Source organism: Pseudomonas sp. LLC-1 (genome assembly GCF_002992185.1).
Taxonomy (GTDB): domain Bacteria; phylum Pseudomonadota; class Gammaproteobacteria; order Pseudomonadales; family Pseudomonadaceae; genus Aquipseudomonas; species Aquipseudomonas monteilii.
Genome location: NZ_LUVY01000012.1, coordinates 82277 through 97667, shown reverse-complemented (window position 1 = coordinate 97667; position 15391 = coordinate 82277). Strand labels below are relative to the sequence as shown.

The following is a 15391-nucleotide window of genomic DNA, read 5'->3' as shown; positions in this document are numbered from 1 at the left end:
CATGGCCTTGTCCCCCCTCAACCGCCGGCGCTTCGAGCGCTTCAAGGCCAACCGCCGTGGCTGGTGGTCGCTGTGGCTGTTCCTGATCCTGTTCGGCCTGAGCCTGGGCGCCGAGCTGATCGCCAACGACAAGCCAATTGCCGTGCGCTACGACGGCGAGTGGTACTTCCCGGCGTTCAAGCGCTACCCGGAGACCACCTTCGGCGGCGAGTTCCCGCTGGAAGCCAACTACAAGAGCCCCTACATCCGCGAACTGCTGGAAAAGAAAGACAGCTTCGTGCTGTGGGCGCCTATCCCGTTCAGCTACCAGAGCATCAACTACGACCTGCGCGTGCCCGCCCCGGCACCGCCCTCGGCGGACAACTGGCTGGGCACCGACGACCAGGGCCGCGACGTACTGGCGCGGGTGATCTACGGCTTCCGCATTTCGGTGCTGTTTGCCCTCACCCTGACCGTGGCCAGTTCTATCGTCGGCGTCATTGCCGGCGCCTTGCAGGGCTTTTATGGCGGCTGGGTCGACCTGGCCGGGCAACGTTTTCTGGAGATCTGGTCCGGCCTGCCGGTGCTGTACCTGCTAATCATCCTGGCGAGCTTCGTGCAGCCCAACTTCTGGTGGCTGCTGGGCATCATGCTGCTGTTCTCGTGGATGAGCCTGGTGGACGTGGTACGCGCCGAGTTCCTGCGCGGGCGCAACCTGGAATACGTGCGCGCCGCCCGCGCCTTAGGCATGCGCAACGGCGCGATCATGTACCGGCACATCCTGCCCAACGCCATGATCTCGACCATGACCTTCATGCCGTTCATCCTCACCGGCGCCATCGGCACCCTCACCGCCCTGGACTTCCTCGGCTTCGGCCTGCCCGCCGGTTCGCCATCACTGGGCGAACTGGTGGCCCAGGGCAAGTCCAACCTGCAGGCGCCGTGGCTGGGCATCAGCGCCTTTGCCGTGCTGGCGCTGATGCTGAGCCTGCTGGTGTTCATCGGCGAATCCGCCCGCGATGCCTTCGACCCGAGGAAGTGACATGAGTGAACAGAACCTGATCGAAGTGCGCGACCTGGCCGTTGAGTTTGTGACCGGGGACCAGGTCAACCGCGTGGTCGACGGCATCAGCTTCGACATCCGCAAGGGCGAGACCTTGGCCCTGGTGGGCGAAAGTGGCTCGGGCAAGTCCGTCACCGCGCACTCGATCCTGCGCCTGCTGCCCTACCCCCTGGCCCGCCACCCCAGCGGCAGCATCCGCTACGAAGGCAAAGACCTGCTGCAGCAGAACGAGAAGACCCTGCAACGCATTCGCGGCAACCGCATTGCGATGATCTTCCAGGAGCCGATGACCTCGCTCAACCCGCTGCACTGTATCGAAAAACAGATCAACGAAATCCTTCTGCTACACAAGGGCCTGACCGGCAAGGAAGCGACCGCACGCACGTTGGAGTTGCTGGAACTGGTCGGCATACCCGAACCGCAAAAGCGCTTGAAGGCCCTGCCCCACGAGCTGTCGGGCGGGCAACGCCAGCGGGTGATGATTGCCATGGCGCTGGCCAACGAGCCGGAGTTGCTGATTGCCGACGAACCCACCACGGCGCTGGACGTGACCGTGCAGTTGAAGATCCTCGACCTGCTCAAGGAACTGCAGGCGCGCCTGGGCATGGCACTGCTGCTGATCAGCCACGACCTGAACCTGGTGCGCCGCATCGCCCACCGCGTCTGCGTGATGCAGCGCGGGCAGATTGTCGAGCAGGCCGAATGCGCCACGCTGTTCAGTGCCCCGCAGCACCACTACACGCAGATGCTGATCAACGCCGAGCCCAGCGGGTTGCCGGCGCATAACCCGGTGGGCGCGCCGTTGCTTGAGGTGGATGACCTGAAGGTGTGGTTCCCGATCAAGAAGGGGTTGCTGCGGCGCACGGTTGACCATGTGAAGGCCGTGGACGGCGTCAACTTCAGCCTGCCGCAAGGGCAGACGCTAGGCATTGTTGGCGAGTCCGGGTCGGGCAAGTCGACGCTCGGCTTGGCGATCCTGCGGTTGATTTCCAGCCAGGGCGGCATTCACTTCCATGGGCAGAATTTGCAAGGGCTGAACCAGAAGGCCGTGCGGCCGCTACGCCGGGAAATGCAGGTGGTGTTTCAGGACCCATTCGGCAGCCTGAGCCCGCGCATGTGCGTGGCGGACATTGTGGGTGAAGGGTTGCGCATTCACGGCATTGGTACGGCGCAAGAGCAGGAGACGGCGATCATTGCAGCGCTGGAGGAAGTGGGGCTGGACCCGCGTACGCGGCATCGCTATCCGCACGAGTTTTCCGGTGGGCAGCGCCAGCGCATAGCCATTGCCCGTGCGTTGGTGTTGAAGCCCGCGCTGATACTGCTGGATGAGCCCACCTCCGCGCTGGACCGCACCGTGCAACGGCAGGTGGTGGAGTTGCTGCGCAATTTGCAGCAGAAGTACAACCTCACCTACCTGTTCATCAGCCATGACCTGGCGGTGGTGAAGGCGTTGAGTCACCAGTTGATGGTGATCAAGCATGGGCATGTGGTGGAGCAAGGGGACGCGCAGGCGATCTTCCATGCGCCGCAGCATCCGTATACGCGGCAGTTGCTGGAGGCGGCGTTTTTAGAGGTGGATACCGTTAGCTAGCTTTTGGGGCTGCTGCGCAGCCCATCGCCGGCAAGCCAGCTCCCACCTCGACCGCGCAGTCTTCAAGACGTGCGCTATCCCTGTGGGAGCCCAAGCACAGGAGCTAAGGATGGGGTACGAATAAAGCTCTCGCCCCTCACAATTATCTTGGACGCGCACGTTCTGACTGCGCAAAAGCCAGGTAGTAACCATTACAGTCACGCACTCCAAACTCCCGCATCCCGTACGGCATGTCCTGTAGCGGCCAGGCGATCTCAGCCAGCCCTTTCACCTGCTCGAAATACTGCGATACATCAGCAACGTGAAAGTAGAACGTGGCCGAAGACCCGGTTGATACCGCCCACAAGTCTTGTTCGGTAAAGACCAGATAGCTGTCTTCGTAGCTCACTCTGATACTCCCCGCGGCGGTCTCAGCCACGTGGAAACCCAGGATTTCCCGATAGTATTCCTGAGTAACATTCAAGTCATTGCAACGAAGCAAGGCTGTGAGCGACATGCGGCCTCCGGCATTGGGCTGTTTGGACCTATCATGGTCCGCTTACAGCTGCTCGTCGACATTGGCCCTTCAGGACCGCACAGCATTGGAGGCTTTCTTGTGACTATCTCACCGTCCCCCATCGGCCCGATGCTCAGGCATTGGCGCATGCTGAACCGGGTCAAGCAGCTGCACGCCGCGCAGATGTTCGGGGTGTGCCAGTCCACCATTTCCCGCTGGGAATCTGGCATTCAGGACGCCGAGCCCGAACAGCGCGCCCGTATCGAAGCCTTGCTCAAGGCCCGCCTCAGCAGCGCTGCCGACCATGCACTGGCGCGGCTTGTATCAGGAAGCTCGCAACCAGTGCACCTGGTATGCGATCTCACCCACCGCCTGTTGGCCTGCTCAGCTCCCCGAGAAGCCGAGTTCCACGTCCCGGTCAGCGAGCTGCTTGGCGTTTCGCTGTGGCCGTTCGCAACAGCGGAAATCGCCAATCAGGAACAGCGCCTGGCCGAGCTGGGCTGGCGAGATAACCTGGCCTCTCCGGCACTGGAGTTCGCCACTGGCACGAACGGTTCTGCGGTGGTGCCCATCCAGCACAGCCTGTGCCGTTGGACGCGGCTTACCCTGTCCGATGGCTCCACCGCCCGACTGGTCGAAACCCTCGCGCATATTTAATGCGTGGACGCAGGCAGGCAGCGAGCCGACTATCTACCTCTGCGATAGCAAGAGGTCACCTGCCGTGCACAATCACAACCTACATGGAAAACTCGAGTTCCTGCGCCAGGCCGAAAAGCTCAAGAGCGTGACCCGCAGTGCCCACACCTCCACGGGCCGGCGTGAAAGTACCGCAGAGCACAGTTGGCGGCTGGCATTGCTGGCACTGGTGTTTGAAGAGGACCTGGGTGATGTCGATATCTGCAAGGTGCTGAAGCTTTGCCTTGTCCATGACCTTGGGGAGGCCTTGAATGGCGATGTCCCCGCCCCCGAGGCTCAGGCCATGCCCGACAAGGGAATGGGTGAACGGCAGGACCTGCTAGCCATCACATCAACGCTGGAACCATCGCTGCAGGACAACATCGTTGCCTTGTTCGACGAGTACGAAGCGGCCACCTCACCCGAAGCCAAAGTGGTCAAGGCGCTCGACAAGATCGAAACCATCTTGCAGCACACCCAGGGCGATAACCCGCCTGGCTTCGACTACGCGTTCAACCTGGAATACGGCCGCCGTTATACGGATGCCATTCCATTCCTGGCTTCCCTAAGGCGCACACTCGATGACGAAACACGTCAACGCATGACAGGCTAACGCGGTCGCTGTGGGAGCGGCCTTGTGTCGCGAAAGGGCCGCAAAGCGGCCCCAGCAATTCATGCAATGAAGTTGAAACCCGGGGGCCGCTACGCGGCCCTCTCGCGACACTGCAGCGATTAACGCTGGCTTACTCACTACGCCCAGGTCTGGAATGAAAGCTTGCAGCGGTTTTATCCAGTTTTATGAATGGCCAATAATTATTGGCTGCCAATAATTTCCATAATTTGGCGCCATTATCAGAATTACTGACAACAATCGTCTTTCATCATCAGCCAGAAGCGGCATAAATTCTCCACCGTCAACTCCCAGCAGCAACGGTAGAGCCTCATGTCCAGCCCACAGCACCCGTCCGCCTCCCCTGCCCTGACCACGCTGATCAGCCGTTCCGGCCTGCCCAGCCCCTCACTCAGCGAAACGCAGGCACGCGCCGTATTGCAGACGCACTATGGCCTCGACGGTGACCTGACGGCGCTGGGTAGCCAGCAGGACCTCAACTTCCGTGTGGAGTCACCACAAGGCCGCTATGTGCTGAAGGCCTGCCACGGCAGCTATGCCCAGCTTGAACTGGAAGCACAGCACGCCGCACTGGCCTACCTGCACGAACAGGGCTTGCCGGTACCGGCAGTGCGCCCAGCCCGCAATGGCGAAGGCTTGCTGGCGCTGGACATCGACGGGCAACCCCTGCGCCTGCGCCTGCTCGACTACATCGAAGGCCAACCGTTGACCCGCCTCAAGCACATGCCGCCACGCCTGATGGCTGAACTGGGCAGGCTTTGTGCAAAGCTGAACAAGGCCCTGGCCGACTTCGATCACCCAGGCCTTGTACGCACCCTGCAATGGGACCCGCAACATGCCGAAGCGCTGATCGATCACCTGCTGCCAGTGCTGCAAGACAGTGCCCAGCGCGCCCGCATCGAGCAGGCTACCCGCCAGGCCAGCGAGCGCCTGCTGCCGCTGGTTGATCGACTGCCGAGCCAGGCCGTGCACCTGGACCTCACCGACGACAACACCGTGTGGGCGCGCGACAGTGAGCGCCAGTGGCAACTGCAAGGGGTGATCGACTTCGGTGACCTGATGCGCACCTGGCGCATTGCCGACCTGTCAGTGACCTGCGCAGCATTGCTGCACCACGCCGAGGGCGACCCGCTGCGCATCCTGCCGGCGATCAGCGCCTATCAGGTGCTCAACCCGCTGACCGAGGCCGAACTGCGAGCCCTGTGGCCACTGGTGATCAACCGGGCAGCTGTACTGGTATTGAGCAGTGCGCAGCAACTGGCCGTGGACCCCGGCAACCAGTACACCCGCAACAACGTGGCCCATGAGTGGGAAATCTTCGACACCGCCACTGCCGTGCCTTTCGCGCTGATGGAGGCCGCCATCCTGCAGGCGGCTGGCGTGCAGATCGACGTTCCAGACTTGAACCGTTGTGCCCCCCTGCTCCCCGAACTGGCCGGGCAGGAAGTCACGCGGGTCGACCTGGGTGTGCTCAGCCGCCATTGTGAAGCGGGTAACTGGGAGCAACCCGGTTTCGACCAGCACCTGCTGAGCGCGCAAACGGCCCCGGCCTGCACCCTGCACGGGCAGTATCGCCTGTCGCAAACCCATATCGACCGGCCCGAAGAGCCCGCCACCTGCGCCCTCGGCGTTGAGCTGCATGTGCCCAACGGCAGCCAGGTGCAAGCACCCGAAGCCGGCACTTGGCAACGCCATGGCGACGGGCGCGGCTGCCTGCGAACCGCGCACTGGAGCCTGTGGTTGCAGGGCCTGGAAGATGCACCCGCCGATGGGCAGGCGCTGGAAAAAGGCCAGTCGCTGGGCCATAGCTGCGGTTTCCTCAGCGTACAGCTGTGCCTGCCCCCCAACATCCAGCCACCCTTCTTCGCCACCCCGTCCCAAGCCGACGCCTGGCTGGCCCTGTGCCCGTCGCCAGCCGCACTGCTGGACCTGGACTGCGATGCCGAGCCGCTGCCCGACCCACAGGCCCTGCTGGCCCGCCGCGACGCCAGCTTTGCCCGCTCGCAGAAGCACTACTACGCGCAACCGCCACACATCGAACGCGGCTGGCGCAACTACCTGATCGACATGCAGGGCCGCTCGTACCTGGACATGCTCAACAACGTCGCGGTACTGGGCCACGGCCACCCGCGCATGGTCGCCGAGTCGGCGCGGCAGTGGTCGCTGCTAAACACCAACTCGCGCTTCCACTACGCGGCCATCACCGAGTTCTCCGAACGCCTGCTCGACCTGGCACCCGAGGGCTTCGACCGGGTGTTCATGGTCAACAGCGGCACCGAGGCCAACGACCTGGCCATTCGCCTGGCCTGGGCCTACAGCGGCGGGCGTGACTTGCTGAGCGTGCTGGAGGCCTACCACGGCTGGTCGGTGGCCACCGACGCCATCTCCACGTCCATTGCCGACAACCCGCAGGCCCTGGAAACCCGCCCGGACTGGGTACACCCGGTCGAAGCGCCGAACACCTTCCGCGGTCGCTTCCGCGGTGCCGACAGCGCCGCCGACTACCTGCGCGACGTCGACGCCAAGCTGGCCGACCTCGATGCCCGTGGCCGCCAACTGGCGGGCATCATCTGCGAACCGGTGTACGGCAATGCCGGTGGTATCTCGTTGCCAGCGGGCTACCTGCGCGAAGCCTATGCCAAGGTCCGCGCCCGAGGCGGCGTGTGCATCGCCGATGAAGTACAGGTCGGTTATGGCCGCCTGGGTGAATACTTCTGGGGCTTCGAGGAGCAGGGCGTAGTACCCGACATCATCACCATGGCCAAAGGCATGGGCAACGGCCAGCCACTGGGCGTGGTCATCACCCGACGCGAGATTGCCGAAGCGCTGGAAGCCGAGGGCTACTTCTTCTCTTCGGCAGGCGGCAGCCCGGTCAGTTGCCGCATCGGCATGGCAGTGCTGGACGTGATGCAGGAAGAAGGCCTGTGGGACAACGCCCGCGACACCGGGCGCTACTTCAAGGCCCGCCTGCAGGCGCTGGTCGACAAGCACCCGCTGGCGGGTGCGGCGCATGGCTCGGGCTTTTACCTGGGGCTGGAGCTGGTGCGCAACCGCGAAACGCTGGAGCCGGCCACCGAAGAAACCATGGCCCTGTGCGACCGCCTTCGTGAGCTGGGCATCTTCATGCAACCCACCGGCGACTACCTGAACATTCTCAAGATCAAGCCGCCAATGTGTACCACCCGGGCGAGCGTGGACTACTTTGTAGACAGCATTGACCGGGTGCTGGCCGAAGGCTTGTAAGTTTCAAGGCGTGGGCCCGATGGCGGCGGCCCACGCCTCCAGTGCCTCACACGCGGCCATCGCGATCTGCTCATCTGTGCGCCCGCTGAACTGACGCGCAATTGCATCGGCGGCAATCAGCCCGGCGACGGTGGGCTTGCCCACGGCATCGGTCAGGTCCAGCCACTCACCCCAACTGGCAGGCACGTCATACCAGCGCAGGTAGCCGGAGGATGAACTTGGCCACCAGCGCTCATCGAACTGCAAAATCACCTTTTCCAGCTTGCCCATGCCCAAATGCGCCAGCGCGCGTTGCTGGGTTTCAGGTAACTCAGGGGTGAAGTGCAACGTTTTCAACACACCTACGGGGACTGTGCAAATGCAGAAGTCGCAGGTTTCATCATTCACCCTGACGCCTGCGCGTGACCAGTCGATATGGGTTACCGGTGTGTTCAATCGAATGTCCAGGTTTTGCGCCAACACATCGACCAGCTCGCTGTAGCCGCCAGGCAGCATGCGATCGCCATGCCCGACGCCCTCTTCGTCCAACGCGCTGACCGACAGCTGCGTCACCGGCAAACACGCTTCCAGCACAAGGTTGGCATCAATGGCGAACTGCGTGGCCCGTACGCCAGCAGGGTCCAGTGTGGCCATATAGCCGCTGATCGCCTCAGACAAAGGCAACTGCCGGTCAACGCGCTCGATGAAGGCAGCCCAGGCGCCTTCGACATCTGGCAACACTCCGTCACTTGCAGCTGCTAGCGGGCGGCTGAAATCGGTCTCGATGCAAGGCAAACCCTGGCGCTGCGCAATGGCGGCCAATGGGTTTTCAGCAAAATGTTGAAGCCATGCCGCACCTTCATCGGCCTTCACACTCCCCAGCTCGACTGTATGCGTGCGCCCGCCTGTACGCCCTCGTGCTTCCAGCACAATGCAATCGATACCCTGGCCCCGCAAACGCTGTGCCGCAGCCAGGCCCGCACAACCGGCACCGATCACGATCACCTTGCGGGCCCCGGCCGCCATTGCAGCCTTTGCGGCGCGCTGCCCATCATTCCATGCACCATGAGTCATTGCCGGGGCGCGGGTGTCACAAGCTTCTCCGGCGATGACCAAGCGCTCATGCAGCACTTGGCCCAGGTCACTTCGATGCTGCCGCGTCCCGCCCGGCAACAACGCACTGTAGGCTCCGAGGCTGAACGGGTCTGCACTCCAGTGAGTGACATGCCACGCGGTTGGTCTATGCACGCTCTTCTCCATTGAGGGAACTGTCCTGTACGTGCATTAATGTTCATAGTTTCTATCAATAAAAGATGATCATCATCAGGTTTACTGACAATGGCCTTTTCCAGCGATTCCCTGGCAATCTTCCTCGCCGTGCTCGATGCCGGCTCGTTCTCCGCCGCTGCGCGCAAGCTGGGCCGTGTACCCTCGGCAGTGAGTATGGCAGTCGCCCAGCTGGAAGCAGAACTGGACCTGGTGCTGTTCGACCGGGCCACACGCAAGGCCTTGCCCACCAGCGCCGCCCTGGCGCTGGAGCCGCAAGCCAGGCAGGTGATCTGCCAGCTCAACCTGCTCGACGCCCAGGCCCTGCAACTGCACAAGGGCCTGGAAAAGCGCCTGACCATCGCCATGGCCCCCGAACTGCAAACCGGCCGCTGGAGCCAGCCACTGGAAATTTTGGCCCAGGAGTTCCCCAGCCTGGAAATCGAGGTGCGCTCGGCGACGCAGACCGAAGCCGTTCGCTTGCTGCATGAAGGCAGCGTGCAACTGGCGCTGGTGTTCGAGCGGCCCGGTATCGACGAGCGTGAGTCATTCCTGGAAGCCGGCAGCCAGTTGCTGGTGGCCGTTGCATCCCCCCGCCACCCCGCCGGGCAGAACAGCGGCACACCGTTGCCCGAAGAGGCCTTTGCCGAACAACGGCAGATCATCGTGGCCTCGGGCAAGGCCACCGGGTCAGACCCGCGCATGGTGCTGTCGCGGCGCATCTGGCTGACCGACAGCTACCTGGCCACGCTGGACCTGGTGCAGTCCGGCCTGGGCTGGGCCTACCTGCCGCAGCCGCTGGTTGAGCCGCTGATTGCTTCAGGTGCGCTGGCCGAGGTGCGCTTCGACAACATGGCCAGCCGCTTGCGCTTGTGGGTAGACATCATCTGGATCAAGTCACGGCCACTCGGGCTGGGCGCAAGGCGCTATCTGGACGCCATGCGCCAATGCTTTGAAACAGAATCCCCGAGGTCCTGACGCAGGCGCAGCTACGCTTCGAACACCACCATGGTTAACCAGTAAGGACACTGACATGACCATCACCCGACGCGACTTTCTCAATGGCGTAGCCCTCACTATCGGTGCAGGCCTCACCCCGCTGCAACTGCTCCAGGCCGCGCCCTCCGGCCGCTACTACCCCCCTGCCCTCACCGGCCTGCGCGGCAGCCACCCGGGTGCCTTCGAGGTCGGGCACCAGATGGGCTGGGAGAAGAAGGTATTCGACACCGACAACCTGGCGGTGGAGGAGCAATACGATCTGGTCGTGGTGGGCGGCGGCATCAGCGGCCTGTCCGCTGCCTGGTTCTACCGCCAGCAGCACCCGAAGGCGCGCGTGCTGATCATCGAGAACCACGACGACTTCGGCGGCCATGCCAAGCGCAACGAGTTCCAAGCGGGCGGCCAGATGATCCTCGGTTACGGCGGCAGCGAAGCCTTCCAGTCACCCAAGCACCTCTACAGCGCCACAGTGAACGGCTTGCTCAAACAACTGAACGTCGATGTGGACCGTTTCCAGACCGCCTTCGACCGGGACTTCTACCCCAACCTCGGCCTGTCCCGTGGCGTGTTCTTCGACAAAGCCGGCTTCGGCGAAGCCAGGATGGTCAGCGGTGACCCCACGCCGATGGTCGCCGACGACATTGCCCCGGACAAACTCAATGCCCGCAGCTGGCGCGCCTTCATTGGCGACTTCCCATTGCCCGAGGCCGACCGCCAGGCATTGATCGACCTGCACGAAGCACCGAGGGACTACCTGAAGGGTAAGGGCATCGAAGAGAAAGAGGCCTACCTGGCCAAGACCAGCTATCAGGATTTCCTGCGCAAGGATGTGGGCCTGAGTGAAGCCGCCACTCGCTACTTCCTCAGCCGCACCAATGACTTTTCAGCCCTGAGCATCGACGCCGTGGCCGCCGCCGACGCATACGGCGTGGGCTTCCCCGGTTTTGCCGCCATGGGCCTGCCGCCCGTCAGCGAAGAACTGAAAGCGGAGATGGAAGAACCCTACATCTACCATTTCCCCGACGGCAATGCCTCGCTGGCGCGGCTGCTGGTGCGCAGCCTGATACCAGGTGTGGCACCCGGCACCGACATGAATGACATTGTCCTGGCTCCCTTCGACTATGCCAGGCTGGACCTTGCGCAAAACCCGGTCCGCCTGCGCCTGAACAGCACAGTGGTCAGCGTGAAGAACCGTGACGGCGGCGTCGATACAGGCTACAGCCGGGCCGGCCAGTTGCACCGCGTACGTAGCAAGCACTGCGTGCTGGCCTGCTACAACATGATGATCCCCTACCTGCTACGCGACCTCTCCAAGGAACAGGCCCACGCGCTGGCGCAGAACGTGAAGTTTCCGCTGGTGTACACCAAAGTGCTCATTCGCAACTGGCAGAGCTTCATGAAGCTGGGCGTGCATGAAATCTATGCGCCGAACCAACCGTACAGCCGCGTGAAACTGGACTACCCGGTGGACATCGGCGGCTACCGCCATCCGCGTGATCCAGCCCAACCCATTGGCCTGCACATGGTCCATGTACCCACTACCCCCAACGCGGGCCTGGATGCCCGCAGCCAGGCCAGCGTTGGCCGCAGCAAGCTTTACGCCATGAGTTTCGAAGACATGGAGGGCATGGTGCGTGATCAGCTGCAGGCCATGCTGGGCCCGGCCGGCTTCGACTACAACAAGGATGTGCAGGCCATCACCATCAACCGTTGGCCGCACGGTTACTCGTACTTTGCCAACAGCCTGTTCGATGACCAGGAAGCGAGTGAGAAACTGATGAACCTGGCCCGCCAGAAGGTCGGCAATGTTGCCATCGCCAACTCCGATGCAGCCTGGGAGGCCTATGCGCATGCGGCCATTGATGAGGCTTGGCGTGCAGTGAATGAGCTGGGTTGAGTCCCCTGCCAGCTATCGGCCCCTATCGAGCCAGTTACAAGCTTTGGGGCTGCTGCGCAGCCCATCGCCGGCAAGCCAGCTCCCACAAGGACCGCGCCATGCTTAAGGTCTGCACAGTACTTGTGGGAGCTGGCTTGCCGGCGATGGGCCGCAAAGCGGCCCAAATTGCTTAACTGGCTGGCATCAAGGTTTACCCCCAAACACCGGCGCCACCAACCTGTACCCCACGCCCGCCTCGGTAATGATAAAGCGAGGTGCCGTGGGGTCGTCCCCCAGCTTCTGGCGCAGATGCCCGACCACGATCCGCAAGTAATGGGTGTCTTCCACATGGGTAGGCCCCCAGATGTCCTTGAGCAACTGCTGCTGGGTAATCACCCGCCCCGGATGCCCGGCCAACAGCGCCAGCAAGGCATACTCCTTGCGCGTCAGCGCCACCTCGACGCCCTCCAGCATCACCCGGCGGAAGGCAAAATCCACGGTCAACGGCCCGAAGCTGGCCGCCACCTCCGAACCCCCGGTCTGCGGCACCTGGCGCAGCAGGGCACGCACCCGCGCCAAGAACTCCTGGATGCCGAACGGCTTGGTCACATAGTCGTTCGCCCCGCCATCCAGCGCATCCACCTTCTGGACCTCACTGGCGCGCACCGACAACACCATCACCGGCACCGCACTCCACTCGCGCAGCTCACGCAGCACCTGCTGGCCGTCCATGTCCGGCAGGCCCAGGTCGAGCACCACCAGGTCCGGCTTGCCCAATGCGGCCTGAGCGAGCCCTTCCTCACCGGTTGCGGCTTCGATCACCTTGTAGCCCTGGGAGGCCAGGCTGATGCGCAGGAACTTGCGAATCTGCGGTTCATCGTCGATGACCAACAGGGTGGCGGACTGGCTCATGGGGTTTCGCTTTCGGCTTCAGGTTGAGGGGGCAGTGGCAAGCATAGAGTGATGCCGGTGCCCTGGCCATCGATGCCTTCGCCTACCAGAATCTGCCCGCCATGGGCGCCGATCATGCCCTGGCAGATGGCCAGGCCCAGGCCGGTACCCTGCCCGCCACGGTCACCACGGGCGGCGGTGTAGAACATGTCGAAGATCTTCTCGCGGTCGGCCACCGGAATGCCGGGGCCTTGGTCAAGGACGGCAAAACGCAACTGCATGTCCTGCACCGATACGTGGAGTTCAAGCCGACCATTGGCCGGCGAGAACCGTGCCGCGTTTTCCAGCACATTGACCAGCGCCTGCTCGATCAGCGCTGCATGCACGAACAGCAGCGGCAGCTCGGCCGGCACGTCAGTGTGCACACGCAACGGGGCAAGCACTACACGCAGGCGGTTGAGCGCACTGCCAGCGATGTCGCCCGGAGCCACCCAGTCGCGTGCCAGCTTGAGGCCGCCGTGGCCCAGGCGGGTCATGTCCAACAGGTTCTGGATGTAGCGGTCGAGGCGCTCGGCCTCGTTGCGGGTGCCTTCCAACAGCTCACGGCGGTCTTCAGGCGGGATGGCCTCGCCCAACGCCAGCAGGCTGTCGATGCTGCCACGCATGGCGGTCAACGGCGTGCGCAAGTCGTGGGAAACGGACGCCAGCAAGGCACTGCGCAACTGCTCGGTTTCGCCATGCAGGCGTGCGGCCTCCAGTTGCTCGGCCAGGCGGGCGCGGGCCAATGCCTGTGCCAGCGGCTGGCCAAGGGCGGTGAGCAGGCGCCGGCGCGGGTCGCTGAGCGGCTGGCCGGAACGCGGGCGTACACCGAGCAGCGCCAGGGGTTGTTCGTCTACCGCCAGCGGCCACCACCACCAGCGGCCATTGGGCAGGGTGTCACTGCCATGGCCGGCGGCCTGGCCATGCTGCCAGGCCCATTGCGCGGCGGCGCGTTCGTTGTCGCTAAAGGCGTTGGCTTCACCACTGGCCACTTGCAGCTGGCCTTCGGCGTTGCGCTCCAGCAGGCACACCTGCATATCTTGCCAGCCATCCAGATGCTGGCCGGCGGCATTGAAGACGGCCTGGCGGTCTGTGGCCACCGTCAGCCGGCGCGACAGGTCGAGCAACTGGCTGGTCTGCGCCTGGGTCTCGCGCAGCGCCTGCAGCTGGCGACGCTGGCGGGCGGCCAGGTTGCCGGTTAGCGCGGCCATCAGCAGGAAGAACACCAGGGTCAGCACATCTTCTTCACGCTGGATGCTGAACGAGAAATTGGGCGGAATGAACAGGAAATCGTAAGTCAGGAACGACAACGCAGCACAGGCCAGCGCAGGCCCCAGGCTGCTGCGTACCGCCACCAGCAACACCGCCGCCAGGAACACCAGCGAAATGTTTGGCAACGCCAGCACACTCGACACCGCCCAGGACAGGCCTGCTGCCATGACGGTGGCCAGTAGCGCCAGCAGGTAATGCCGCCACACCCACACCCGCCGCACCGCCGAACGCGGCGCTTGCGGCTGCACATCGCGGTCCAGCACGTTGATTTCCAGGCCATGGCTCTCACGCAACAGCCGCGCAGCCACCCCGGCACCGAACAGGCGCCGGCGCAGTCGGTCGCGGGACTGCCCGACCAGCACCAGGCTGGCCCGTCGTTCGGCGGCATGCTGGATCAACGTGCGCGCCACTTCGCCGGCACGCAGCAGCACCACCTCCCCGCCCAGGCGCTCGGCCAGTTGCTGCGCGGCCTGCAGGCGATGGCGGGCGGTTTCGTCACGCAGGCGGCCGTTGTCCACATGCACCATGCTCCAGGGCAGGTGGCGGCGCTGGGCCACGCGGCTGGCATGACGCACCAGGCGCTCGGCCTGGTCGTCGCCATCCACGCCCACCAGCAGCCGACCACGCAACGCCGGGGCCTCCTGGCCGCGCTGGCGATAGCCATGGGCCAGGTCGGCATCGACCTGCGCGGCGGCAGTCTGCATGGCCAGTTCGCGCAGCGCGGTCAGGTTGGTTTGCGAGAAGTACGCGTCGATCGCGGCCCGCGCCTGCTCCGGTACGTACACCTTGCCTTCGCGCAGGCGTTCGAGCAGCTCACGCGGTGGCAGGTCGATCAGCACCAGTTCGAAGGCTTCCTGCAACACCCAGTCCGGCAGGGTTTCGCGTACGAGCACGCCGGTAATGTCGCGCACCTTGTCGTTGAGGCTTTCCAGGTGCTGGACGTTGACCGTGGTGTACACGTCGATGCCGGCGGCCAGCAATTCCTGCACGTCCTGCCAGCGCTTGGCGTGCCGGCTGCCGGGGGCATTGGTGTGGGCCAGTTCGTCGACCAGGGCCAGTGTTGGCGCGACCTTGAGCAGGCCGTCGAGGTCCATTTCTTCAAGCGTGACCCCACGGTACTGGCTGCGCAGCAGGGGTTGCTGCTGAAGGCCGGCGAGCAACGCCTCGGTTTCGGCGCGGCCGTGGGTTTCGACAACCCCCGCCAGCACCTGAACACCCTGGCGTTGCTGGGCGTGGGCGGCCTGGAGCATGGCAAAGGTTTTGCCGACGCCGGGGGCGGCGCCGAGGAAGACCTTGAGCCGGCCCCGGCCTGTACGAGGGAGGTTAGCCAGCAGCGCATCGGCGCGGGCGGAATCACTCATGTCTCATCCTTCAGAATCTGCGACGGTCGA

The 15391-nt window shown here is 63.8% G+C and carries 11 protein-coding genes; 7 read left to right on the top strand and 4 right to left on the bottom strand.

Annotated features, from left to right (window positions below):
* The first annotated feature begins 1 nt into the window (after position 1).
* Both A0O30_RS11300 and A0O30_RS11295 read left to right on the top strand, forming a co-directional pair.
* Positions 2–1021 (top strand): ABC transporter permease, encoded by a 1020-nt coding sequence (locus tag A0O30_RS11300; RefSeq protein WP_016711616.1) that lies wholly within the window; start codon positions 2–4, stop codon positions 1019–1021.
* A 1-nt stretch (position 1022) separates the two neighbouring features.
* On the top strand, positions 1023–2633 hold the full coding sequence (locus A0O30_RS11295) for an ABC transporter ATP-binding protein (protein WP_105946527.1): 1611 nt from the start codon (positions 1023–1025) through the stop codon (positions 2631–2633).
* Between the two features lie 142 nt (positions 2634–2775).
* On the opposite strand, the gene A0O30_RS11290 is transcribed toward A0O30_RS11295, so the two are convergent.
* Positions 2776–3129, bottom strand: a complete 354-nt coding sequence (locus A0O30_RS11290; protein WP_105946526.1) for a VOC family protein — start codon at positions 3127–3129, stop codon at positions 2776–2778.
* 129 nt (positions 3130–3258) lie between these two features.
* On the opposite strand from A0O30_RS11290, the gene A0O30_RS11285 reads away from it, so the two are divergent.
* The 3 genes from A0O30_RS11285 to A0O30_RS11275 all read left to right on the top strand — a co-directional run bounded on the left by A0O30_RS11285 (position 3259) and on the right by A0O30_RS11275 (position 7678).
* Positions 3259–3786, top strand: coding sequence for a helix-turn-helix transcriptional regulator (locus A0O30_RS11285; RefSeq protein ID WP_105946525.1), 528 nt, complete (start codon positions 3259–3261; stop codon positions 3784–3786).
* A gap of 64 nt (positions 3787–3850) precedes the next feature.
* Complete coding sequence (locus A0O30_RS11280; protein ID WP_256589653.1) at positions 3851–4417, top strand: HD domain-containing protein; 567 nt, start codon at positions 3851–3853, stop codon at positions 4415–4417.
* Between the two features lie 330 nt (positions 4418–4747).
* A complete protein-coding gene (locus A0O30_RS11275) occupies positions 4748–7678 on the top strand; it encodes an aminotransferase (RefSeq protein ID WP_105946523.1) in 2931 nt (976 codons plus the stop codon).
* A gap of 3 nt (positions 7679–7681) precedes the next feature.
* Here A0O30_RS11275 and A0O30_RS11270 read toward each other — a convergent pair whose 3' ends face one another.
* Positions 7682–8917, bottom strand: a complete 1236-nt coding sequence (locus A0O30_RS11270) for an NAD(P)/FAD-dependent oxidoreductase (protein ID WP_105946522.1) — start codon at positions 8915–8917, stop codon at positions 7682–7684.
* Between the two features lie 78 nt (positions 8918–8995).
* Between A0O30_RS11270 and A0O30_RS11265 the strand changes: the two genes are divergently transcribed.
* A complete protein-coding gene (locus A0O30_RS11265) occupies positions 8996–9901 on the top strand; it encodes a LysR family transcriptional regulator (RefSeq protein ID WP_105946521.1) in 906 nt (301 codons plus the stop codon).
* A gap of 55 nt (positions 9902–9956) precedes the next feature.
* Complete coding sequence (locus A0O30_RS11260; protein ID WP_105946520.1) at positions 9957–11819, top strand: FAD/NAD(P)-binding protein; 1863 nt, start codon at positions 9957–9959, stop codon at positions 11817–11819.
* Positions 11820–12002: 183 nt separating this feature from the next.
* Here the strand turns inward: A0O30_RS11260 and A0O30_RS11255 are convergent, their stop codons facing one another.
* Positions 12003–12710, bottom strand: a complete 708-nt coding sequence (locus A0O30_RS11255; protein ID WP_105946519.1) for a response regulator — start codon at positions 12708–12710, stop codon at positions 12003–12005.
* The gene (locus A0O30_RS11250; RefSeq protein ID WP_105946518.1) at positions 12707–15361 is read right to left on the bottom strand and encodes a sensor histidine kinase KdpD; all 2655 of its coding nucleotides are present in this window, start codon (positions 15359–15361) and stop codon (positions 12707–12709) included. The genes A0O30_RS11255 and A0O30_RS11250 overlap by 4 nt, the downstream gene beginning before the upstream one ends.
* Between the last annotated feature and the right edge of the window lie 30 nt (positions 15362–15391).